The 22919-nt window shown below is 59.4% G+C and carries 17 protein-coding genes and 1 tRNA gene; 15 read left to right on the top strand and 3 right to left on the bottom strand.

The genetic code is table 11. The features are described from left to right. Positions 1-188 precede the first annotated feature (188 nt). The 5 genes from BLU24_RS00275 (at position 189) to pgaD (ending at position 8324) form a co-directional block, all read left to right on the top strand. Complete coding sequence (locus BLU24_RS00275) at positions 189-1694, top strand: YdgA family protein (protein ID WP_093095996.1); 1506 nt, start codon at positions 189-191, stop codon at positions 1692-1694. A gap of 258 nt (positions 1695-1952) precedes the next feature. Beyond that, entirely contained in the window at positions 1953-4433 is a 2481-nt protein-coding gene (gene pgaA / locus BLU24_RS00270; RefSeq protein ID WP_093095993.1) for a poly-beta-1,6 N-acetyl-D-glucosamine export porin PgaA, read from the top strand. 12 nt (positions 4434-4445) lie between these two features. After that, positions 4446-6443, top strand: a complete 1998-nt coding sequence (pgaB, locus tag BLU24_RS00265) for a poly-beta-1,6-N-acetyl-D-glucosamine N-deacetylase PgaB (RefSeq protein ID WP_093095989.1) — start codon at positions 4446-4448, stop codon at positions 6441-6443. A 1-nt stretch (position 6444) separates the two neighbouring features. Beyond that, positions 6445-7800 carry a poly-beta-1,6-N-acetyl-D-glucosamine synthase gene (gene pgaC / locus BLU24_RS00260; RefSeq protein WP_090288127.1) on the top strand — a complete coding sequence of 452 codons (1356 nt, stop codon included), beginning with the start codon at positions 6445-6447 and terminating at the stop codon, positions 7798-7800. Then, positions 7797-8324: a poly-beta-1,6-N-acetyl-D-glucosamine biosynthesis protein PgaD gene (gene pgaD, locus BLU24_RS00255; RefSeq protein ID WP_093095984.1), complete on the top strand. Its 528-nt coding sequence runs from the start codon at positions 7797-7799 to the stop codon at positions 8322-8324. The genes pgaC and pgaD overlap by 4 nt, the downstream gene beginning before the upstream one ends. Positions 8325-8368: 44 nt before the next feature. Here the strand turns inward: pgaD and BLU24_RS00250 are convergent, their stop codons facing one another. Continuing rightward, positions 8369-9892 carry an FAD-dependent oxidoreductase gene (locus BLU24_RS00250; RefSeq protein WP_093095979.1) on the bottom strand — a complete coding sequence of 508 codons (1524 nt, stop codon included), beginning with the start codon at positions 9890-9892 and terminating at the stop codon, positions 8369-8371. A gap of 138 nt (positions 9893-10030) precedes the next feature. Here BLU24_RS00250 and BLU24_RS00245 point away from each other — a divergent pair, with 138 nt between their 5' ends. The 7 genes from BLU24_RS00245 to BLU24_RS00210 all read left to right on the top strand — a co-directional run bounded on the left by BLU24_RS00245 (position 10031) and on the right by BLU24_RS00210 (position 15889). After that, positions 10031-10591, top strand: a complete 561-nt coding sequence (locus BLU24_RS00245) for a YbhB/YbcL family Raf kinase inhibitor-like protein (RefSeq protein WP_090288133.1) — start codon at positions 10031-10033, stop codon at positions 10589-10591. Between the two features lie 337 nt (positions 10592-10928). Next, complete coding sequence (locus BLU24_RS00235; protein ID WP_093095974.1) at positions 10929-11945, top strand: glycosyltransferase; 1017 nt, start codon at positions 10929-10931, stop codon at positions 11943-11945. Then, entirely contained in the window at positions 11945-13093 is a 1149-nt protein-coding gene (locus tag BLU24_RS00230; protein WP_093095968.1) for an FAD-dependent oxidoreductase, read from the top strand. Before BLU24_RS00235 ends, BLU24_RS00230 begins: the two co-directional genes overlap by 1 nt. Next, a complete protein-coding gene (locus BLU24_RS00225) occupies positions 13094-13876 on the top strand; it encodes a pyridine nucleotide transhydrogenase (protein WP_093095964.1) in 783 nt (260 codons plus the stop codon). It begins immediately after the preceding gene. Further along, positions 13873-14709 (top strand): sugar phosphate isomerase/epimerase family protein, encoded by an 837-nt coding sequence (locus BLU24_RS00220; protein ID WP_093095961.1) that lies wholly within the window; start codon positions 13873-13875, stop codon positions 14707-14709. The genes BLU24_RS00225 and BLU24_RS00220 overlap by 4 nt, the downstream gene beginning before the upstream one ends. Beyond that, the gene (locus BLU24_RS00215; RefSeq protein WP_090288145.1) at positions 14706-15062 is read left to right on the top strand and encodes an EamA family transporter; all 357 of its coding nucleotides are present in this window, start codon (positions 14706-14708) and stop codon (positions 15060-15062) included. Before BLU24_RS00220 ends, BLU24_RS00215 begins: the two co-directional genes overlap by 4 nt. An 11-nt stretch (positions 15063-15073) precedes the next feature. Beyond that, the gene (locus tag BLU24_RS00210) at positions 15074-15889 is read left to right on the top strand and encodes a glycosyltransferase family 2 protein (RefSeq protein ID WP_090288146.1); all 816 of its coding nucleotides are present in this window, start codon (positions 15074-15076) and stop codon (positions 15887-15889) included. A 92-nt stretch (positions 15890-15981) separates the two neighbouring features. Here BLU24_RS00210 and BLU24_RS00205 read toward each other — a convergent pair whose 3' ends face one another. Both BLU24_RS00205 and BLU24_RS00195 read right to left on the bottom strand, forming a co-directional pair. Beyond that, positions 15982-17769, bottom strand: coding sequence for a hypothetical protein (locus BLU24_RS00205; RefSeq protein ID WP_157720810.1), 1788 nt, complete (start codon positions 17767-17769; stop codon positions 15982-15984). A 327-nt stretch (positions 17770-18096) separates the two neighbouring features. Continuing rightward, positions 18097-18173, bottom strand: a tRNA-Arg gene (locus tag BLU24_RS00195). Between the two features lie 429 nt (positions 18174-18602). On the opposite strand from BLU24_RS00195, the gene gabD reads away from it, so the two are divergent. The 3 genes from gabD (at position 18603) to BLU24_RS00180 (ending at position 22874) form a co-directional block, all read left to right on the top strand. Then, the gene (gabD, locus tag BLU24_RS00190; protein WP_024011131.1) at positions 18603-20045 is read left to right on the top strand and encodes an NADP-dependent succinate-semialdehyde dehydrogenase; all 1443 of its coding nucleotides are present in this window, start codon (positions 18603-18605) and stop codon (positions 20043-20045) included. A 199-nt stretch (positions 20046-20244) separates the two neighbouring features. Beyond that, on the top strand, positions 20245-21522 hold the full coding sequence (gene gabT / locus BLU24_RS00185; protein WP_093095948.1) for a 4-aminobutyrate--2-oxoglutarate transaminase: 1278 nt from the start codon (positions 20245-20247) through the stop codon (positions 21520-21522). 140 nt (positions 21523-21662) lie between these two features. Beyond that, a complete protein-coding gene (locus BLU24_RS00180) occupies positions 21663-22874 on the top strand; it encodes a response regulator (RefSeq protein ID WP_090288155.1) in 1212 nt (403 codons plus the stop codon). The last annotated feature ends 45 nt before the right edge of the window (positions 22875-22919 follow it).

The raw sequence follows: 22919 nt of genomic DNA, 5'->3' as shown, positions 1-22919 counted from the left end.
GCGAAACTCTCATGGCCCGCCGACTGTCCATTCCCCCCATGGACACTCTTTAACCTTTAAACATTGGGCCGGTTCCCGCGCCCGGTGCTAATCTCCACCGCTGAATTCAGCGCAGTCGAGCCGCGACCCGGTCACGGGTTCAGGGAAGACGACCACACTCACAGCCACGGAAATCGATCAGGTCATTCATGAATAAATCAGCAGGCGTGCTTCTCGGAATTGTTGTTGCCATCGGCGCGATCAGCGCGGGCGGGGCCTGGTACACCGGGACCAAGATCGAGGGCGTGCTGAACAACGCCGTCAGCAACGCCAACAAAGAGCTGCAGACCGCCATGGCCGGCTCCAACGGCACGGCGTCTCTGGAACTGGTGTCGCTGGAGCGCCACACGTTCACCAGCACCGCGCACTATCGTCTCAAAGGCGAGGGCGAGATGTTCGGCGATGCACCGGTCGAGTTGCTGTTCGTCGATCACATAGAGCACGGCCCGCTGCCATTCTCGCGGCTGGTGTCGTTGAAGTGGTTGCCGGTCATGGCCACCAGCAACTACGAGCTGGAAAAGAGCCCGACCACCGAAAAATGGTTCGCCGCGACCAAGGGCGTCGCGCCGCTCAAAGGTGTGACCAACATCGGCTACGACGAATCGACCACCAGCACGCTGGACCTGGTGCCGTTCGAAACCGCGCTGGATGCACAGTCGAACCTGAAATTTTCCGGCCTGACCATGGACATTTCCGCCAGCGCCCAGGCGCAGAAGGTCAAGGCGGACGGTTACATGGACAACCTGAAACTGGTCACCGTGGCCGAAGACCAGACACCGGTGCAGGTCGAAATCAACGGCCTGACCCTGGCCAGCAACCTCGCCAAAAGCAGCTATGGCTACTACACCGGGGAAAACACCCTGGAAGTGACCAGCAGCAAAACCACCTTCGGTGCGCAGCCGATGGTGCTGGGTGTGAAGAACTTCGAAATGAAGAACCGCACCGAAGAAAACGCCAGCAATGCTTCCGGCCGCGCTGACTACAAGATTGGCGAAGTGACCCTCAACGACAAGAAAGTCGGCTCGGCGGCCATGGCCATGAGCCTGAAGAACCTCGACATTCCGTCGACGATGTCGCTGATGCAGATCTACCAGACCAAGCTGCAGCCTTATGAAAAAGCTGCCGCCGAAGCGGCCGCTCAGGGTTTGCCGGCACCGGAGCTGAACCTGACCGAAGCGGAAAACGCGCAGGTCAAAGCCGACCTGCAGAAACTGCTCGCCGCCGGCCCGCAACTGGCGCTGGAGAACCTCTCGTTCAACACCGCCAACGGCGAAAGCCGCGCCAATCTGGTCATTGACCTGACCAAGCCGCAGTCGATGGATCTGCCACCGGATCAACTGGGCAAGCAACTGATCGCTCTGCTGGACCTGAATATTCAGGTATCGAAACCGATGCTGGTCGATCTGCTCAGCGTGCAAGCGCAACTGGATGGTCAGACCGACGCCAAAGCCATCGTCGATCAGTCCAAGGAAGCAGCAGACATGTTTGCTGGCATGGCCGTCGGTTCGCAATTGGCGGTGGTCGACGGCACCAACGTTGTGACCAAGCTGCATTACGCGGCCAATCAGGTCGAATTCAACGGCCAGAAAATGACCGTTGAACAGTTCGTCGGCTTCCTGATGAGCAAGTTCGCCGGCGTCACGCAAGTGCAGTGATCGAGCGGCATCAATAGAAACGCCCGGCCTCTGTCACCCACAGGCGCCGGGCGTTTTGCCGTCTGGCGTTCGGGATTTGCGCAGCCTCCTACCCCGCACTACGTGGATTCTGAACAATTATTGCGTTGCGAAAACTGGTCTACGCTTGCGTGCAACACTGCCTGACTAAGCGTGGCCATGGATGTTGCCATTGGCCACCGTTACGAATGGGCAAAGAGGGGCATCGCGACCCGGCTGGCCATGTAAGGATGCTGACGAATGCCGCGTATTGATGGTTCTGTACTACATCGTGGTTTACGCCCTTTGTTTCAAGTCGCGCTGTGCAGCCAGTTGCTCTGGCCGGCCCTGGCGTTCGCCGACACACCCTATGATCAGATGGTGCGCGACGCCCGTGTCGGGCATTACACGCCTGCGCTGACGCTGCTTCGCCAGATGCCGCCGGGTCAGGCGAGCACCGGGCAGATCAGCGATCACCTGCAAATCGCCAGTTGGGCCGGACTCGACGCCGAAGTGGTGCAGGTCTACGAGACCCAGGGCCGCGACCGCGTGCTGCCGGTGCAGGCGCTGACGGCCACCGCGCGGGCCTATCGCAACCTCAAGCGCTGGGATAAAGCCACTGAGGTCTACAACAAGGCCTTGGCCCAGGCGCCGGACAACGCCGACCTGCAACTGGGCCTGGCCCTGACTCAGGCGGATGCCGGCAAACCTGATGAAGCGGTGACACGCGCCAAAGCGCTGGTCGCCGCCAAACCCGATGATCCTGCGCGGCGCCTCGCGCTGGGCTATGCGCTGACCCGCGCCGGCAAGCAGTACGACGCCTTGTTCGAATACGATCAGGCTTTCATTCGTGCCGGCAGCAAACCGGAAGTTGCCCGCGAGTATGTGGTCGCGCTGCAAAAGGCGCGCTTGCCAGAGCCGGCGCTGCGTCTCGCTAAACAGCGTCCGGGGCTGATCGATCCGGTCACCTTGCGTCGCCTGGAAGGCGATCTGGCTGCCGAACGCGTGCGCCTCGCCGAACTCGCCACGCGCAGCGAAAAAGAACGCTACGTCATCGCCGACCGCGCCTTGGCCGATTACGACCAGTTGCTCGCCACCTGGACGCCGGACGCCACGGCTCACGACGACGTGATCCGCTGGCGCATCGACCGCATGGGCGCGCTCAAGGCGCGAGCACGCACGGCTGAGGTCATCAGCGAATACCAGAAACTGCAAGGCGAAGGCGTGAAGATTCCCACCTACGCGTTGCGCTGGGTCGCGGCATCCTGTCTGGATCAGCGTCAGCCGGAAATCGCCACCGACCTGTATCGCCAGGTGCTCTCGGCACCGGACGCCGATAGCGGCGATCGCCTCGAAGACACCACCGCACTGTATTACTCATTGCTGGAAAGCGATCGTGCCGAAGAAGCGCGCAAGGTCGCCGAAGACCTCGCCAAGTCACAGCGCCCGCGCGTCGAGCTCAAGGGCCTGCCGATTGGCAATCCCAACGATGAATGGATAGACGCCCAGCAACTGGCAGCGCAGGCCGGCACCTACGGCGCCGATCTGCCCCACGGCGAGGAACGCTTGCAAACCCTGGTCGATCAGGCGCCGGGGAACGTCGGTTTGCGTCTGGCTCAGGCCGATCTGTATCTGGCCCGGCAATGGCCACGCCGCGCGGAAAACCAGCTCAAGGAAACCGAAAGTATCGCGCCGCGCGACATCGGTCTGGAAGTGGCGCAAGCGCGCACCGCCATGGAATTGCAGGAGTGGCGGCAGAACGATGCGCTGGTCGACGACGTGCTGGCGCGTAACCCGGACAACCGCCAGGTGCAACGTCTGGCCCGTGAGCGCGAAGTCCACGACATGGCCGAATTGCGCGTCGAAGCCTACGGCGGCAAGGCCAACGGCGGCGGCAGTGGCGATGCCGGTGCGGTCAGTGGCAGTCGCGACTTCGGCATCCAGAGCACCCTGTACAGCCCGCCGATCAATGAAGACTGGCGCGTGTTCGCCGGCCTCGGTTACGCCACCGGCGATTTCGCTGAGGGCACCGGTCACCATCGCTTCCAGCGTGTCGGTCTGGAGCGGCGCACCCGTGACATGACTCTTGAAGCCGAAGTGTCCAGTCACGACTACGGTTTCGGCGACAAGCAGGGTGCACGGCTGGCGCTCGCCCGTGACATCAATGATCACTGGCAGTACGGCGGCAGCCTCGAATACCTGTCGGCCGAAACGCCGCTGCGCGCGCTCAACAGCGATATCAAGGCCAATGGTGGCAGCGCGTTCCTGCGCTGGCGCGCCAATGAAAGCCGCGAGTGGCGCCTGTCGGTGAGCCCGTCGCACTTCAGCGATGGCAATAACCGCGTCGAAGCCTTGCTGACCGGTCGTGAGGGGGTCTATAGCTCGCCGAAACTGCAGGTCGATGCGGGGCTGGAAGTCGGCACCAGCCACAACTCGCAATCCGATGACGTGCCGTACTTCAATCCCAAATCCGACTTCAGCGTGATGCCGCTGGTCAACGTCAATCACGTGCTCTACCACCGCTACGAAACGGCCTGGAGCCAGCAATTCCAGGCGGGCGCGGGGACTTACAGTCAGCGTGATCACGGCACCGGCGGCATGGCCCTGCTCGGCTATGGCCAACGCTATGCATGGAACGACGTGTTCGAGGTCGGCGGCCTGTTCAGTGTGATCAACCGGCCCTACGACGGAGATCGAGAGACTGATCTGCGTCTGCTCGTCGACCTCACTTTCCGCTTCTAGAAGAGTTTTAAGATGCCTTTTATTTCGCGTTTGATCCTTCTGCTGGGAGCGCTGCTGATCAGCGCCTGCGCCCAGCAAGCCCCGGCTTTCACGCCCCCCTCCGAACGTCCGGTGGTGGCCAGTGAAAAGCCATGGCCGAAAAACCATGTTTTTGGAATCGCCTATCACGATGTCGAAGACCTTGATCCCGATCAGGCCGTGGTGGCGGTACGCACCGAGCGCATGATCGAACAACTGGCGTGGCTGCGCGAAAACGGCTACCAACCGGTGACGGTCGACCAGATCATGGCCGCACGCAAGGGTGGCCCGGAGCTGCCGGCAAAAGCCGTGCTGCTGAGTTTCGACGACGGTTATGCGAGCTTTTACACTCGCGTACTGCCGGTTCTGCGCGCTTATAAATGGCACGCACTGCTGGCGCCGGTCGGCAGCTGGGTCGACACGCCGCTCACTCAACCGGTGGATTTCGCCGGCACGCCGCGTGCACGTTCCGACTTCCTGACCTGGGATCAGGTGCGCGAGATCTCGCAATCCGGTCTGGTGGAAATCGCCGCGCACACTGACGCCAACCACAAGGGTATCCTCGCCAACCCGCAGGGTAACCTGCAGCCGGCGGCCGCGGCCCGACGCTACGACCCGGTCACCAAACGCTATGAATCCGAAGCTGATTTCCGCGCACGGATTCGCACCGACGTGAGTAATATTTCCGAGAAGATCCGCAAGGCCACCGGCAAGAAACCGCGGGTGTGGGTCTGGCCGTATGGTGCGGCGGACGGCACGTCACTGACGGTGGTCGGTGAGGAAGGCTACGAAATGGCCTTGACGCTGGACGATGGTCTCGACGCCCTCGATAACCTGATGAGCAGCCCGCGCTTCCTGGTGGCCTCCGACCCGGACGGCGAGCATTTCGCCAACAGCGTGGTCGGTGTGCAGGCGCAGCAGGCCATGCGCGTGGTGCATGTCGATCTGGACAATGTCTACGACCCGGACCCGGCACAGCAGGACATCAACCTCGGCAAACTGGTGCAGCGCATGGCCGACCTGGGCGCCAATACGGTGTTTCTGCAGGCCTTCGCCGATCCCAAGGGTGACGGTCTGGTGCACTCGCTGTATTTCCCCAATCGTCACTTGCCGATGCGCGCCGATCTGTTCGACCGTGTCGCTTGGCAGTTGCGTACCCGGGCTCACGTAAAAGTCTACGCGTGGATGCCGGTGCTCAGCTTCGAGCTGGACGCGAAGCTGCCGCGAGTGACGCGCTGGGACCCGAAAACTGCCACCACTTCGGTGGATCCTGATCAGTACAAACGCCTGTCACCGTTCGATCCGGAAGTGCGGCGCATTATCGGCGAAATCTACGAGGACGTGGCGCGACTGACCTCGGTCGACGGCATTCTCTACCACGATGACGCGGTGCTTTCGGACTTCGAAGACGCCGGTCCGCAAGCGCTGAAAGCCTACGCCGCTCAGGGTCTGCCGGGTTCGATTGCCGCGCTGCGCGATGACCCGGCAGCGATGCAACGCTGGACGCGCTTCAAGAGCCGCTACCTCATCGATTTCACCAACGAGCTGACGGCCAAGGTCCGCGCTATTCGCGGTCCGCAAGTGCAGACCGCGCGCAACATTTTTGCCGAACCGATGCTCAACCCCGACAGCGAAGCCTGGTTCGCGCAGAACCTCGATGACTTCCTCGCGACCTACGACTGGACCGCGCCGATGGCGATGCCGCTGATGGAAAAACAGACCCAGGCAGAGTCGGGCCCGTGGCTGGAGAGATTGGTCGCCACTGTCAGCAAACGTCCCGGCGCGCTGAACCGCACCGTCTTCGAATTGCAGGCGCGGGACTGGACCAAGAAGGACCAGGCCGATATCGACGCTGCGCAGCTGGCCGACTGGATGGGCCGTCTCAAGCGTCAGGGTGCGACCAGCTTCGGTTATTACCCGGACAATTTTCTCGACAACTTGCCGGACCTGAAAACCGTACGGCCTGCGCTCTCCAACAAATGGAATCCCTGAGATGCTGGATAGACTGTTAGCCCTGCTGGTTCTGGCGCTCGTCCTCGGCGTGCCGCTGGGCCTGATCTTCCTGGTCACCGGGCAGTTCCTGATGGACTTCGTGTTCTTCTACCCGCTGTTCATGTCGGGCCTGTGGATTGCCGGCGGCCTGTATTTCTGGCTGCACTGGGAGCGCCACTGGCCATGGAAGGACGACACCTTGCCGCCGCCGCTGGCAGGCGAGCCGCTGATTTCGATCCTGATCCCTTGCTACAACGAAGGTGAAAACGCCGCTGACACCATTCACGCGGCACTGGCCCAGCATTATCCGAACATCGAAGTCATCGCGATCAACGACGGCTCCAGGGACAACACCGCCGAAGTCCTCGATGCGCTGGCCAAGGAAGATCCGCGCCTGCGCGTGCTGCATCTGGCGGAGAACCAGGGCAAGGCCGTGGCGCTGCGCATGGGTGCCATCGCCGCGCGCAGCGAGTATCTGGTGTGCATTGACGGTGACGCGCTGTTGGCGCCGAACACCGCGGCCTACCTGGTCGCACCGATGCTGGATAACGCACGCCTTGGCGCGGTGACCGGCAACCCGCGGATTCGCACGCGCTCGACGCTGGTCGGGCGGGTGCAGGTTGGCGAGTTCTCGTCGATTATCGGCCTGATCAAGCGCACGCAACGGGTGTTCGGGCGGATCTTTACCGTGTCCGGGGTGATTGTCGCGTTCCGCCGCACGGCGCTGAACCGGGTCGGCTACTGGAGCCCGAACATGATCACCGAAGACATCGATATCAGCTGGAAGCTGCAACTCGATCACTGGAGCATCTTCTACGAGCCGCGCGCGCTGTGCTGGATTCTGATGCCGGAAACCCTCGGCGGCCTTTGGAAGCAGCGCCTGCGCTGGGCTCAGGGCGGTGCCGAAGTGCTGTTCAAAAACATCCGTGGCATCTGGCAGTACCGCCATCGTTACCTGTGGCCGCTGCTGTTCGAATACTGCCTGTCGACCGGCTGGGCGTTCACCTTTCTGCTCTCGGTGATTTTCTGGGGCGTGGGCAAGTTCGTGGTCATGCCTGAAGCGATCGCTGTGCATCACTTGATGCCGCCGGCATTCACCGGGTTGCTGCTGGCGTTCGTCTGCCTGGTGCAGTTTGCCGTCAGCATCATCATTGACCGCCGCTACGAGCCGGGTTTGGGCAAGACCATGTTCTGGGTGGTCTGGTACCCGATCGCGTTCTGGTTCGTCAGCCTGCTGACCACGCTCGTCAGCTTCCCCAAAGTCTTGTTCGGCCAACATCAGCAACGTGCGCGCTGGGTCAGTCCTGACAGGGGCATCAAACCGATCGGCGACGACGAAGAGGAGGTCATCAAATGAAAATCATCCGGACCCGCCAGCGACCCCTGCTGCTCGTGATTGATGTGCTGGTCACGCTGGTGGCGTGGATCGGCCTGCTGTTCCTGCTGATTCGCGGCCTGTGGCCGTTGGTCGAAACGCACGTCGGCGGGCCGCGCATCGACAACTCGGCGTTCGATGCGCTGGGCACATTGCAGATCTATTTATGGGTGGCGCTGGCCAATGCGGTGGTGCTGATTGGCTGGGCGCGTTATCAACAGCGTAAAAGCCGCAGCTTTGCCCAGCGCCGTTTGCCCTCGCCAGTGATCGACGATCAAGGGCTGAGCAAGAGCTTCAAGCTGTGTGATGATCGGTTGCAGAAACTGCGCACGCCGGGGGTGATGACCATCCACAACGATCAGGACGGCGACATCAGTCATGTGGAAACACATTTGTGGCCGGTACAACCGGCGGAGTTGCCGCCACCGCTGGCGCCGCTGGAGCATCCGCGGGTGATCTTTCTGCACGCCGAAGATGACGAACAGCGCGAAACCCTGATCCGTTGATCAAGTCTGATCGTTCCCACGCAGGAGCGTGGGAACGATCGGTGTTAGTCGCGAATCAGCTTCCACGCTTCGGCTATCGACAGCGGCTGTTTCATCCGCTCGGCAAGCAGCGCAATCGCGCGCTGTCTGTCGCATGCCAACGCCGCGACCACAACGCCGTTTTTGGCGAACAGGCCAATGAACGGCGGTTTCTCCGGCTCGCCATCAAATTCGACTTCATCCCACGCCTCGGCGTGACCCAGATAGTCGTAGTTCTTGCCAAAGTGGAAGGTCCAGAAATACGGCACATCGAGGTAATGCTCATCGCCTCCGAGCATGTTGGCGGCCGCGATGCGCGCGTGTTGTTGCGCCAGGCGCCAGTGTTCGATGCGTTGCGGCTGGCCGTTCAGCGGGAACGTGGCGATATCACCCACGGCCCATAACCCTTCGCTCACGCGCATGCCGCCATCGACGCGCAATGATTGATCGTGTTCTCTGGGCAATGACGCGAACGCTTCGGTGGCCGGGTGTACGCCGATCCCGGCGAGCACCAGATCAGCCGTGAGGCGCAGACCGTTGTCCAGCAGCACCGCCTCGACCCTGTCCTCACCAAGAATTTCCGTGGCCTCATGATCAGTGATGAACTTCACCCCATGCGCCTCGTGCAACGCGCGAATCGCCTTGCCCACGGCTTCGCCAAATTGCTTGGCAAAAGGCGTCGCATGACGGGCCAGTACCGTGACGTCGAGGCCGTGCTGACGCAGCGCCGAAGCGCATTCGAGTGCGATGAAGCTGTCGCCGATGATCACCGCGCGCTGATCCGCTTGAGCGGCGCCGATGATCTGTTCGACGTGGGTTTTCGAGCGCAGCACGAAGACATTGGCCAGATCGGCGCCGGGCAGCTTCAGCGGGTTCGGCGCGCCGCCGGTAGCCAGTACCGCAGCGTCGTAACGCAGAACTCCGCCGTTGTTCAAATGAAGGGTTTTACTCGGTGCGTCGAGTGAGCTGACTTCGCCTTGCACCCGTTCGATGCGCTGCGCTTGGTAGAACGCCTGATCACGCAAGGGCGGTACTTCTTTTGGCGACATCTCGCCGGCGAGAACGAATTTGCTCAGCACCGTACGGTCGTAGCCGGCATCCGCTTCGCCGTCGACCAGTACAATTCGTCCGCCAAAACCTTTCTCCCGCAGCGCGGCTGCACACGCGGTTCCTGCCGCACCGGCTCCGACCACCACAAACGTTCGCGAATCGTCGGCAGGCGGCATGTGTGGATCGTGCAGCGGCTGGTCATCGACCCACACTTCATCGTCGCGCAACTCCAGAGGATAACGCTTGAGACTGTCCAGTGAAGGCGGCTCGCACAGGGCACCATCCTCGGCGCGGTACGCGGCTTTATGCCATGGGCAGATCAACCGCCCATGGCACAACGCGCCCTCCGCCAACGGCGCACCGGCATGCGGACACAGCCCCTGAAACGCGCGCAATTGGCCGTTGGTCCGCAACAGCACGATCTTGCAGTCGCCGATTTCCACTTGCAGGCCTCGATCTTGCGGAACATCGGCGAAACGGGCGACACGGTGCAGGGGCATGGTGGTTTCCTCGCAGGCATTTTTCTTGTGAACGCGTGCGGCATTTCGAGGTTCAGCCATTTGCTACTGCCACGGCACGAACGGTACGGCTATAGTTTGCAGGCCGACGACGGCCCCACTGCACAAGGTGCTCCCGGAATGACCCGATTGACCTCTCTCAACCCTTGGCTGGCGGCCGTTGCCGTCGCCCTTTGCGTGCAGTTTCCGGCGCAGGCCCAGGAACGCTTCACCCTGAGCATCCCGGGGGTTTCCGATAACCGCCTGTTCACCTCGGCCGCCGCCAGCGACGCCCCGGGTTGCGGCGGCAAGAATCAGTCGCCCGCGCTGAGCTGGAACGCCGGCCCGGCCGGAACCCAGAGCTACGCCATCGTCATGCATGACCCGGACGGCCAGAAAGGCCTGGGTGTCGATCACTGGATTCACTACGGCATCAAACCCGCGACCCGCCAGATCGCCGCCGGCGTCGGCGCCAAATCCGCCCTCGAAGGCGTCGGCGGCACCAACAGCAAAGGCAACACCCATTACATGGGCCCATGCCCGCCCGTGGGCGATAGCGCGCACCACTACATCATCCAGATCTACGCTCTGGATCTGGCCCCCGACGCTTTGCCCGCCGGCCTGACCCGCGCCGAGCTGATGGAAAAAATCAAAGGCCATGTGCTGCGCAACAGCAGCGCGGTGCGGCGTTATCACCGCTGAGCATTGGCCTGAGCAGGAAAAAGCGCGCACTATTAAGGTACTTTTCAGTGCGCCAGAGGCTGGCATGACACAACGAGTCGACCGAATTGCCCAATTGCTCAACTGCCCGATCAAGGGTAAGGAGATTCGTCAGGCAATCCTCGAAACCCGAAAGGAACTGGAGGCAGCGGACGACGAACCCGACGATTCTCAGGCCATGCCAACCACAGCGGACTCGAGGCGAGACGGCGAGGATGACGTTTGAGTCTGACAGCGTTTGCTTGAAATGCGATCCTTCGATCCCCTCGCGTCAAAACGATTCCTGTCCCTATCAGTCAGCTTAAAAGTGAAAAATTAAATGGATTTTTACCCGTGTTTTCTTTCTGTGGTGTTCGTAGTACGTAACCAATCAGAATCCATTGAGTTCATGCTTTCCGAAGCGACTGCGGTGATTGCGCCGATTGTCAGTGATTTCGAATTGATCGTTGTGGACAATGCTTCCGAAGATGACACCATCACGATCATGAAGCGTCTGACCGGTGAGCAAGGCATGGCTAACTTGCAAGTCTATGCGCTGACCAAGGAAGTCGATGCCGATTCGGCTTGTTGGGTCGGTATGGAAAGCGCGTTGGGTGATTTTGTTGCGGTCATCGACCCGTTGGCGGACGACATTCATTTCCTGCCCCAAATGCTCGACAAGTCGGTTAAAGGGGCCGACGTGGTCTTTGCCAATAATCGCGAGAAACCCCTTCAAAGCGTTGCCTACCGTGCGGCCTACAATCTGTTTCACACGTTGTATAACTGGTGCAATGGCGTGCATCTGGCCAAAGAGGCGCCGTCCTACCGCATTCTAAGCAAAACCGTAATCAACTATATTCTCCAGCATCCCCAGCCGACGCTTTCCTATCGCCACCTTCCGGCTACGGGTGGATTTGCGCGCGCCTCGCTTGAATACAGTGCGGCGGCCCGAACCGCTCCGAAAAAAAGCCTGAGCGACAGTATCGATCGGGGCATGCGCCTTCTGGTGTCGACCACTCGGGCGCCGATGCGACTGGTGACCGGGCTGTCGATGTTCGGTGCGCTGGCAAATCTGGTCTACGGTGTCTACGTCATGATCATTGCCCTGCTGAAAACCGATATTGCGCCGGGCTGGGTCAGTCTTTCGCTACAACAGTCGGGCATGTTCTTCCTGATTTCGCTGGTGCTGCTGGTACTGGGTGAATACATTCTCAACATGGTCAGTTTGTCGAATGAAGGGCCGCGTTACCATGTGGGGCAGGAATTCACCAGCGCGCGCATGACGCGGCTGGAAAAGCTCAATATCGAAGAAGTCGCCGACAAGGCCGGCGGTAGCCGTAGCGAACAGGTCTCTTGATGCGTCACCCTGAACAGGATGTCGTGGTGATCGGCGGTGGGTTCTACGGTGCCGCGATCGCGATCTATATGGCCAAACAGCGGAATCTGAAGAATGTGGTGCTGATTGAACGAGAGGCGCGTCTGATGAAGCGTGCGTCTTACAACAATCAGGCCCGAGTGCATAACGGTTTCCACTATCCGCGCAGCTTCACGACTGCTTACCGCAGTCGTATCAATCTGCCCAGGTTCGTTCGCGATTGGCCAATGGCGGTGAAAACCGATTTCACCAAGCTCTATGCAATCGCGCGTCGTAATTCGAAATGCACGGCGGGGCAATTCGAGCGGTTCTGCCGCGAGATCGGGGCAGCCATCGAACCCGCTGCGCCGCCATTGCGAGCGTTGTTCGAGCCACGTCTCATCGAGGACGTGTTTTTGGTGGAGGAGCATGCGTTCGATTCCACTCGTCTGGCCGCCTGGGCAGAGCGGGAGCTTGCCGAGAACGGCGTGAAGATTCGTTATCAGACGTGCGTCAAAGCCATTTCCAGAGCTACCGATGCGTTGCAGGTGACGTTGGCCAGACCCGACGGCGTGAGCGAGCAATTGACTACTCGCTACGTGTTCAATTGCAGCTACAGCGGGTTGAACCAACTGGGTGGGGACTTTCCCGGCGTCAGTACAGGACTGAAGCAGGAAGTCACCGAAATGGCTCTGATGCAGATGCCCGACGCCCTGGTGAACCTGGGGATCACCGTGATGGATGGGCCGTTCTTTTCAATGATGCCTTTTCCGGCGCGCGGTCTGCATACGCTGTCCCACGTCCGCTATACCCCGCATTTGCACTGGACCGACGAGAAGGGGATCGATCCATACCGGAAACTGGCGGAGTACGAGCGCCTCAGTCGCGTAGACCGTATGGTTCGTGACGTCGCTCGTTATATACCGGCAGTGTCGCAAGCCAGGTACAAGGATTCGCTTTTTGAAGTGAAAACCGTGCTGGTTAAAAACGAAGGCGATGACGGCCGGCCGATTCTTTTCGAACAGCATGCAGCCTTGCCGGGGTGCTTTTCGATCTTGGGCGGTAAAATTGACAATATTTACGACGTTCTGGAACGGCTCGATTCGCTTGTGTTCATTTCGAGCGAGCCCCGGAACATGCAGGAGCGGTAAATGAACAACGCACTGATTGGTTTTTCCGGATTCGTGGGCACCACTCTGCTCAAGCAGGCGCAATTTCAAGCTCTTTATCGTTCGACCAATATCGCCGATATCGAAGGTCAATCATTCGATACCGTCGTATGTGCCGGCGCGCCGGCACAAAAGTGGATCGCCAACCGCGAACCTGAAGCAGACCGCTTGAAGATCGAAGGCTTGATTTCGCATTTGAAGACGCTCAAGTGCCGCCGTTTTATCCTCATCAGTACGGTTGACGTCTTCAAGTCATCGGTAGGTGTCGATGAAGATTCCCCGGTGGACGAGTCCGGTTTGCACGCCTATGGCTTGAACCGTCGCCTGCTGGAAAAATTTGTGGAGGCGCACTTTCCCGAGCACCTGATCGTACGTCTTCCCGGATTGGTAGGGCCAGGTCTGCGCAAGAATGTCATTTTCGACTTCCTCAACGATAACAATCTGCATGCCATTGATAGCCGCGGGGTCTTTCAGTTTTACCCGATGATCAATCTCTGGTTCGATATTCAGCTGGCAATCGAGGCGGGCATCAAACTTGTCCACCTGACCGCGCAACCTGTCAGTGTGGCTGCCATTGCGAAGGACGGTTTTGCGCGTGAGTTCGCCAACGCTTTGGACAATCCCGTCGGCTTTTACGACATGCAGACTCGGTACGCAAATGTGTTCGGTGGCGAAGGTCGTTATCAGTACAGCTTGCGCGAGACCCTGTTGGCCGTCAGAGCGTATGCCCAGTCCGAGCCGCGCGGGGCGCTTGTAAAATCATGAGACTGGCCATTTCCAACATCGCCTGGGATGTCATTGAAGACGACGCCGTTGCGCAGCTGCTGCGAGCCTATGGCATTGATGCAATCGACATCGCCCCCGGCAAATACTTTTCCGACTGCAGCAAGGCAACCGATGCGGATATTGCACGGGTCAAGACCTGGTGGGCTCAACATGGCGTCGAGATTACCGGCATGCAGTCATTGCTGTTTGGTACCAGTGGTCTCAATGTGTTCGGTGACCCGCAAAGCCAGTCGGCATTGTTGCAGCATCTGACCGGCGTATGCCGTGTCGCGGGACGTCTGGGCGCCACCCGATTGGTGTTCGGCTCGCCGAAGAATCGCGATAGAAGCGGTTTGACCGATCAGCAGGCGCTGGAGGCTGCGGTGGTGTTCTTCCGTCAGTTGGGCGATATCGCCAGGACATGCGGCGTATTCATCTGTCTGGAGCCGAATCCTACCTGTTACGGCGCCAACTTCATGACCACCAGTGCTGAAACGGCTGCTGTGGTCAGGCAAACCGCGCACCCGGCCATCCGCATGCAATTGGACACCGGCGCTTTGACAATCAACGATGAGCGGCCCATGGCAGTGCTTGAAGACTGTGCATCATTGATTGGCCATATCCATGCGAGTGAGCCGAACCTTCTTCCATTGGGCGATGGTTCTACGAACCACGAAAGCATGAGTGCCGCGGTACGGCAATATCTGCCGAATCATCTGGTATCCATCGAAATGGTCGCCACTTCTGCCGAACCACACCTGGCTTCGATCGAGCGTGCGTTGATCAAGGCCGTTGACTGCTATCGGGTCCGGGACATGGAGCGCAAGCCATGAAATGGATGATCCTGTTGCTGGGAATCCTGTCCAACGCGTCAGCGAGTGTCTTGATCAAGATTGCAATGACCCCGCCACGCCGCTTCCCTTCTCCGACCGACCCGCTGGGAGCCTTGAGTAATTGGCCGTTCTGGCTCGGACTGGGTCTGTACGGCACGGCGTTCCTGTTGTACGCCGCCGCGCTTGCACGTTTGCCATTGAACGTTGCACACCCGGTGCTGACTGCAGGCGCGGTGGCGGCTGTGGCCCTGTCTTCGGTGTTGATTTTTCGAGAGCCCTTTCACTGGACGACCGGTGCAGGGATTTTATTGGTAATCGCCGGCGTGGCTTTGATTACTGCGCGCGTGGCCTGATGGAACACAAGATGACGTCCTCCTTGATTGATCCTGTCGTGCGTAGCTCCTGGCACGTACCCACTTTCGATACACCGCTGTGGCTGGGCCGGCAGCGTGATTTCTGCGTGGTTATTCCGCTGATCAACGAAGGCGAACGGATCAAGAATCTACTGGCGAGAATGGCCGCGTGCGGTATTCCTTCCCACGCCGACATTATTATTGTCGACGGGGGCAGCACCGATGGCTCGCTGGCGCTGGATGCGTTGCAGCAGGCAGGTGTGCGCGGGTTATTGGTCAAGACCGGTCCAGGCAAGCTCAGCGCGCAGTTGCGTTGCGCGTACGCTTTCGCTCTGGATCAGGGTTACGAAGGCATCGTAACCATCGACGGTAATGACAAGGATGACCCGGATGCCATTCCTCGCTTCATCGAAGCGATGAAGCAAGGGGTGGACTTTGTCCAGGCATCACGTTTCGTGGCAGGCGGCGTCGCAGAAAACACGCCTGCCTCGCGAGATTTTGCGATCCGTTTCATCCATGCGCCGTTGCTGAGCCTGAGCTCCGGTTTCAAATGGACCGACACTACCCAAGGTTTTCGCGCCTACAGCCGCAAACTGCTGCTCGATCCACGCGTGGCGCCTTTTCGTGATGTATTCATGACGTACGAACTGTTGGCCTATCTGTCCTTTCGCGCGCCGAAGCTGGGCTTCCAGTGCGTCGAGTTGCCGACAGTACGTCGTTATCCAAAAGGTGAAGTGCCCACCAAGATCAGCGCCTTCAAAGGCAATCTGTCGGTATTGGAGATTCTGTTCAAGGCGTGCCTGGGGCAATTCAACCCTAAAAGCTAAGCGCTCCAGTTGTCATCAAAGCCGGAAACAAGGACCCCGCCTGTGGCGGGGTTTTTGTTTATGTCAGTTGAGCGCTTTGGCAGGTTTGCGAATCATTTTTCCAGCAGTATTGCGCTGCAATACACTGAACCATTGCGAATGACTTTATAGACGTGACCGCCCTTCGTATCGAACGGCTCGCCGTTGCGCGTCCAGAAATCTTCCGGCGGACTGTCTGCATAAACGTAATCAAACTGACAAATCGCGCGTTTGAACCGATCAATGTTCTTGGCGTTGTCGGTCGCTGGCTGGTTTATGAACGATGTGCTGCTGTACGACAGGTAGCGCAGCGGTTGAGTCTTCAATCTGAAAATGAAGTAACCGAAGCTTGAATCCTTGCCGTCAACATACATGACCCTTTCGGTGCCGGTGGTGTACTTGAGCAATTGGGCTGCTTTTGCCCGGTAAACTTCATGAAGTGGTACGGACGGTCGCTTTTCTTGCACGAAAAACATGTTCAAGGGTGGCGCGGTTACGTATGCGGCGCCAATCATGAGGACTGCGATCAGGGCGCACCGCAGTATCGAAAGCCCATCTCTCGCAACGAAGTATTGGAGAAAGAATGTAGCGAACAGGGCAACGATAAAGTATCTGGAAAACGATACATGATCGTTGAACCATCCCGAGGCAATAGTCACATACGACAGGAAGAGCAGATAGCCGACGGTTGTCAGTAAAAGGAAAGCAAAGGTGAGCGCCATTTCCTTTTGGCTACTGCTCCGGTTGTAGGTCAGCACCAGCGCGGCGGCTGTTGCGATGCTGATGAACATCCATAGTGGAATCCCTGGCGTTAAAAACTCCATCTGATGAGCGGGTGGCAAAAACGCTGCGTGGGGAAACAGGTTACCCAAAACATGATGCAAACCGATCGATACGTTGCTCAACAGTCCCGCACCTTTGAGCATCACTGACATGCCTTCGAATTTGATCGTCAGGTCATATGCCGCGACGTACCACTCCCAAGACAGGTAAGTCAGCAGCGGTACTGCCATTAATACCAGCGACCGAGGGAGAATGGTCTTGATCTCGAGCTTGTCGGCAAACAGGCGCATGCCGACGTAATAGGCCCATACGAATGCCGCCAGGATGATACCGACGTGTTTGAGCAGCACCACCGCAATGACCGCCAGCAAGGCAACCTTGAAGCTGTCGCGGTCATTTTTGTAGGCAAAGCGCAGAGCACACAGGAACAGCAGCGACTGCAACGGGTCGATCAGCAACGTCAGCGTCAATGCCTGATAAAAAGCCAGATAAGCAAAAAACAAGGTGGTGATGGTAATGGCCCACTTGGTGCGGGACTCTGAGTTCGATACACAGTAAATGGTGGAGAGACCCAGCAGCCAAGTGATGAAATAGGCCGACGCTACGCCACTACCCTGCAGCAAGCTTTCGCCGAAATAACGCAGCAACGATATGCCGGGAATGTAGTTGGGGAAAACCTGAACTTCCTTGCTTGTAGGCAGGTTATTCGTCAGCGACAGGTATTCGACTGCAGCACCCCAGTGGGAAAACTCATCCCATACCCAATACTGCGAACCCCACGACAGGATCAGCGCCAAAGCGAACAGCACCGCCAGTTCCACGGCTTGACGCACTATTGAAAAACGCTCTGTGCCTCCCTTCATCAACGTCCAAAAGCCTGCGACACAGCCAATGGCCGCGCACGAAAGCACGACTTTTATTCCGACGCCAAGCAACTGAACACAGCCGAAGAGATAAAGAATGATCATCGCCAGTATGAGCGAAACAGGATGTTCGGCCCGAAACTTGTTGATGATGAATCTTGAGGTAAAAGCTGTTAGCCCAAGAAAAACAAAATACGTCAGCAGTACATATTGCACTGGTCCCTCCCTAGGAATTTCGAAGCACAAAACGAGTGAGCTATTGTTTCAAGAGCTGTTGGCTGAAGAGCCGGGTCGGAATTTTTTTCAAACATCTGATCACCTTGGTGAGCCTGCTCGATGGAGGCAAGAGCCTTTCAAAGGTGACGAGGCAGCGATAGGTGCATGACTCAGTCATATTCGCGAAGATGACATCGAGCGGGATACTAACGTAAAACATCGGGAAACTCAGGAGCCGGCAGGTAATCGCCTGCGGGGCGCAGCGCCGCTGAGCAAAAAAAAAGCAAAAAAAAGCCTCCGGTGTGATCACCCGAGGCTTCGTTAATATGGTGCACCAGGCGGGATTCGAACCCACGACCCCTGCCTTCGGAGGGCAGTACTCTATCCAGCTGAGCTACTGGTGCAGCGGGCGACATCATACCTAGGTCGACTCGGGGCGTCCATGCCGGGTTTCGGCGGGTTTTGTCAGGGCGCGTGTCGGTGAAATCGCTGCATTCCAGAAAGCGGTAACGTCCTGCAAAACCCTCGCTTGGCGCTTTGCCGGGGTTGATCTAAGGTTTTTCCTGCGGTTCGGGTTTCTGGTGCGTTGATCTGAAAAACGGGCTTTTTGTTCTTTTTTTCGAACGACCTATTGTCCTTTAACCCCTTTGATCCTACGATCCGTTTGAGATTTCAAACGCTCTTTGCTGGGTGTCGAAGCGCTGGTGTTGCTAATCGTGCACTGCTCCTGCGCCACCCGGTCACTGATTTCCCTGACGGCAGCCTTGCGAGGCGCCTTTCTACAATCATAATTTTGCTCCGCGCTGGCCGCGGTGCTGTTAAGGAAAGCCGACATGCAGCTTAAAGACACCCAGTTGTTCCGCCAGCAAGCCTTCATTGATGGCGCTTGGGTCGATGCGGACAACGGTCAGACGATCAAGGTCAACAACCCGGCCACTGGCGAAATCCTCGGCACCGTGCCGAAGATGGGCGCTGCCGAAACCCGTCGTGCCATCGAAGCCGCTGACAAGGCGCTGCCGGCCTGGCGTGCGCTGACCGCCAAAGAGCGTGCCGGCAAGCTGCGTCGCTGGTTCGAACTGATGATCGAAAACCAGGACGACCTCGCGCGCCTGATGACCCTCGAGCAGGGCAAGCCACTGGCCGAAGCCAAGGGCGAAATCGTTTACGCCGCGTCGTTCATCGAGTGGTTCGCTGAAGAAGCCAAGCGCATCTACGGTGATGTGATTCCGGGCCACCAGCCCGACAAGCGCCTGATCGTGATCAAACAGCCGATCGGCGTCACCGCCGCGATCACCCCGTGGAACTTCCCGGCGGCGATGATCACCCGCAAGGCCGGTCCAGCCTTGGCCGCCGGTTGCACCATGGTGCTCAAGCCGGCTTCGCAAACGCCATTTTCCGCTTTCGCCCTGGCCGAACTGGCCCAGCGTGCGGGCATTCCGGCGGGCGTGTTCAGCGTGGTGTCCGGCAGCGCCGGCGACATCGGCAGCGAGCTGACCAGCAACCCGATCGTGCGCAAGCTGTCCTTCACCGGCTCGACCGAAATCGGTCGCCAGTTGATGGCCGAATGCGCCAAGGACATCAAGAAAGTCTCGCTGGAACTGGGCGGCAACGCGCCGTTCATCGTGTTCGACGATGCGGACCTGGATAAGGCCGTCGAAGGCGCGATCATCTCCAAGTACCGCAACAACGGCCAGACCTGCGTCTGCGCCAACCGTCTGTACATTCAGGACGCGGTCTACGACGCGTTCGCCGAGAAGCTGAAAGTGGCAGTTGCCAAGCTGAAGATCGGCAACGGTCTGGAAGACGGCACCACCACCGGCCCGCTGATCGACGAGAAAGCCGTGGCCAAGGTGCAAGAGCATATCGCTGACGCCGTGAGCAAAGGCGCGACCGTTCTGGCTGGCGGCAAGGCGATGGAAGGCAACTTCTTCGAACCGACCATTCTGACCAACGTGCCGAAAAACGCTGCGGTGGCCAAGGAAGAAACTTTCGGCCCGCTGGCGCCGCTGTTCCGCTTCAAAGACGAAGCCGAAGTGATCGCGATGTCCAACGACACCGAATTCGGTCTGGCTTCGTACTTCTATGCGCGCGACCTCGGTCGTGTGTTCCGTGTCGCCGAAGCGCTGGAATACGGCATGGTCGGCGTCAACACCGGGCTGATCTCGAACGAAGTCGCGCCGTTCGGCGGCATCAAGGCCTCGGGCTTGGGTCGTGAAGGCTCCAAGTACGGCATCGAAGATTACCTGGAAATCAAATACCTCTGCCTGGGCATCTAAGCGCGAAAGCTTGGACTCCGACAAGGATCGCTGTAAACGCAAAGGGCACGAGAGCGCTGTCCCTTTGCGTGGTTTGAAACCTGCATTTTCTCTGCGGCCGGGAACGCCGTGGCAGTCGATCATCGCATGCTGCCACCGCCGATTCCTCCCGCTTCATCCTTGAACCACGCCGCCCGATGAGCGGCGAATGAGGACTGTAATGAGCAAGACTAACGCTGAACTGATGGCCCGTCGTACCGCTGCTGTACCGCGCGGTGTTGGCCAGATTCACCCGATCTTCGCCGAATCCGCGAAGAACGCCACAGTAACTGACGTTGAAGGTCGTGAGTTCATCGACTTCGCCGGCGGTATCGCGGTATTGAACACCGGCCACGTGCACCCGAAAATCATCGCCGCCGTGACCGAACAGCTGAACAAGCTGACCCACACCTGCTTCCAGGTACTGGCCTACGAGCCGTACGTTGAGCTGTGCGAAAAAATCAACGTCAAGGTTCCAGGTGATTTCGCCAAGAAAACCCTGTTGGTCACCACTGGTTCCGAAGCCGTTGAGAACGCCGTGAAAATCGCCCGTGCCGCCACGGGTCGCGCTGGCGTCATCGCCTTCACTGGCGCCTACCACGGCCGCACCATGATGACGCTGGGTCTGACCGGTAAAGTCGTGCCGTACTCGGCCGGCATGGGCCTGATGCCAGGCGGCATCTTCCGCGCGCTGTACCCGAACGAGCTGCACGGCGTGAGCATCGACGATTCGATCGCTTCGATCGAGCGCATCTTCAAGAACGACGCCGAGCCGAAAGACATCGCTGCGATCATCATCGAGCCGGTGCAGGGCGAAGGTGGTTTCTACGTCGCGCCGAAAGAATTCATGAAGCGCCTGCGCGCGCTGTGCGATCAGCACGGCATCCTGCTGATCGCGGACGAAGTACAGACCGGCGCTGGCCGTACCGGTACGTTCTTCGCCATGGAGCAGATGGGCGTTGCTGCCGACCTGACCACCTTCGCCAAATCCATCGCTGGCGGCTTCCCGCTGGCCGGTGTGTGTGGCAAGGCCGAATACATGGACTCCATCGCCCCAGGCGGCTTGGGCGGCACCTATGCCGGTAGCCCGATCGCTTGCGCTGCGGCCCTGGCCGTGATGGAAGTGTTCGAAGAAGAACACCTGCTGGACCGCTGCAAGGCCGTCGGCGAGCGTCTGGTCACCGGCCTGAAAAACATTCAGGCCAAGTACCCGGTCATTGGCGAAGTGCGCGCTCTGGGCGCAATGATCGCGGTCGAGCTGTTCGAGAACGGTGACAGCCACAAACCAAACCCGACTGCCGTAGCGGCCGTGGTGGCCAAGGCTCGCGACAAGGGGCTGATCCTGCTGTCCTGCGGCACCTATGGCAACGTGCTGCGCGTACTCGTACCGCTGACCTCGCCGGACGAGCAACTGGACAAAGGTCTGGCGATCATCGAAGAGTGCTTCTCGGAGCTGTAAGCCCCGGCATTCTGTGATCGGCTCGACAAAAAACCCGCTTCGGCGGGTTTTTTCATGCCGGCGCAAACATATCGGCGTTTAGCGCTGTCTCGATTGCCCGGCATTGGCTAAGGTTCAAGGCATTGCCAGGGAGTGCGTGCATGATTGCCGTTGAATTACCCGCCGTACCGCGCGTGTTGATTGCCGAGGCCGATCCGTGGTCCCGCGATCTGCTCAAACAAGTGCTGCTGAACGTGCGTTGCGATGCGCGGCTGGATCTGTGTGCCGATGGTCAGCAAGCGCTGTCGATGCTCACCGAAATTCCCTATGACCTGGCCATCGTCGATTGGGAACTGCCCGGCGTCGATGGTTTGAACGTGCTGCGCAGCGTTCGTCAGCGCAAGCGCAACCCGCCGCTGCCATTCATTTTGATGAGCAGCCGCAACGACAGTGCCAGCGTGCGCGAAGCCATCCCGCTGGCACCGACGGCGTATCTGACCAAACCATTGAACATGGAGGGCCTGACCGAGCGTCTGCAGGGCTTGCTGCTCAACGCCGGGCAGGAGGTGTTCTGTGAAGTGCCGGCCCTGGCGCCGGGCATGACCCTCTCGGTTTTTCTTGAGCGGCGCCGTGAGCAAACCGACGGCGCGCCGTTGATGACCGATGTGCAACTGGCGGTGAAGCGCAGCCTCAATCCCGATGGCCTCGACCTGAAGCTGCTCGAAGAAGAGATTCGCACCGACCCGCAGATCACGGCGGTACTGATCGCCGCGGCCAACAGCGCGGCGCAGCACCATGGCGCGCCGGTGCAGACACTGGCGCAAGCTCTGCATCGGCTGGGCACCGGGCAGAGCATGAATCTTATCCTTGGGCTGGCGCTCAAGCGCAGTGCCCGGCTCAGCGATCCGTGTCTGGCGGACTACGCCGAGCGTTATTGGGGCTTGTCACTGCACACCGCCGAATATGCGCGCACCCTGGCGCGGTTGCTCGATCTGGATCAGGAGCGCTGCTATTGCGCCGGCATGCTTCACCGCCTCGGCGATCTGGCGCTGTTGCGTTGTCTGCAGGAGTGGCAACAGGCGGGCGGGGCGCTGGACGAGCAGGAGGAAGTCGGCGAGGCGCTGGCGCAGTTTGGTGCGGCGTATGGTTCTGCGTTGCGCACGCGCTGGCGTCTGCCGCTGGAACTGCGCGAACTGATTGCCTCGGCCTATCAGCTCGGTGGCGGGGTGTATTCCCGTGAGGCGCTGGTGATGAACATGGCGGCGCAGATGGCGCGGCTGACCGAGCACGAGGGCGTCGAAGAACTGGCGAAGAGCCGCACGGCGCGGTTGCTGAAGATTGGATTGCCGGAGCTGATGCGGATGCGCAAATAACCGGAGCGCACAAATCCCAATGCAGGAGTGAGCCTGCTCGCGATC

Source organism: Pseudomonas sp. Z003-0.4C(8344-21), assembly GCF_900104975.1.
In the GTDB taxonomy this organism is placed as follows: Bacteria; Pseudomonadota; Gammaproteobacteria; order Pseudomonadales; family Pseudomonadaceae; genus Aquipseudomonas; species Aquipseudomonas granadensis.
Note: the sequence above shows the minus strand (reverse complement) of the source record. Positions and strands in the feature narration are given on the sequence as shown.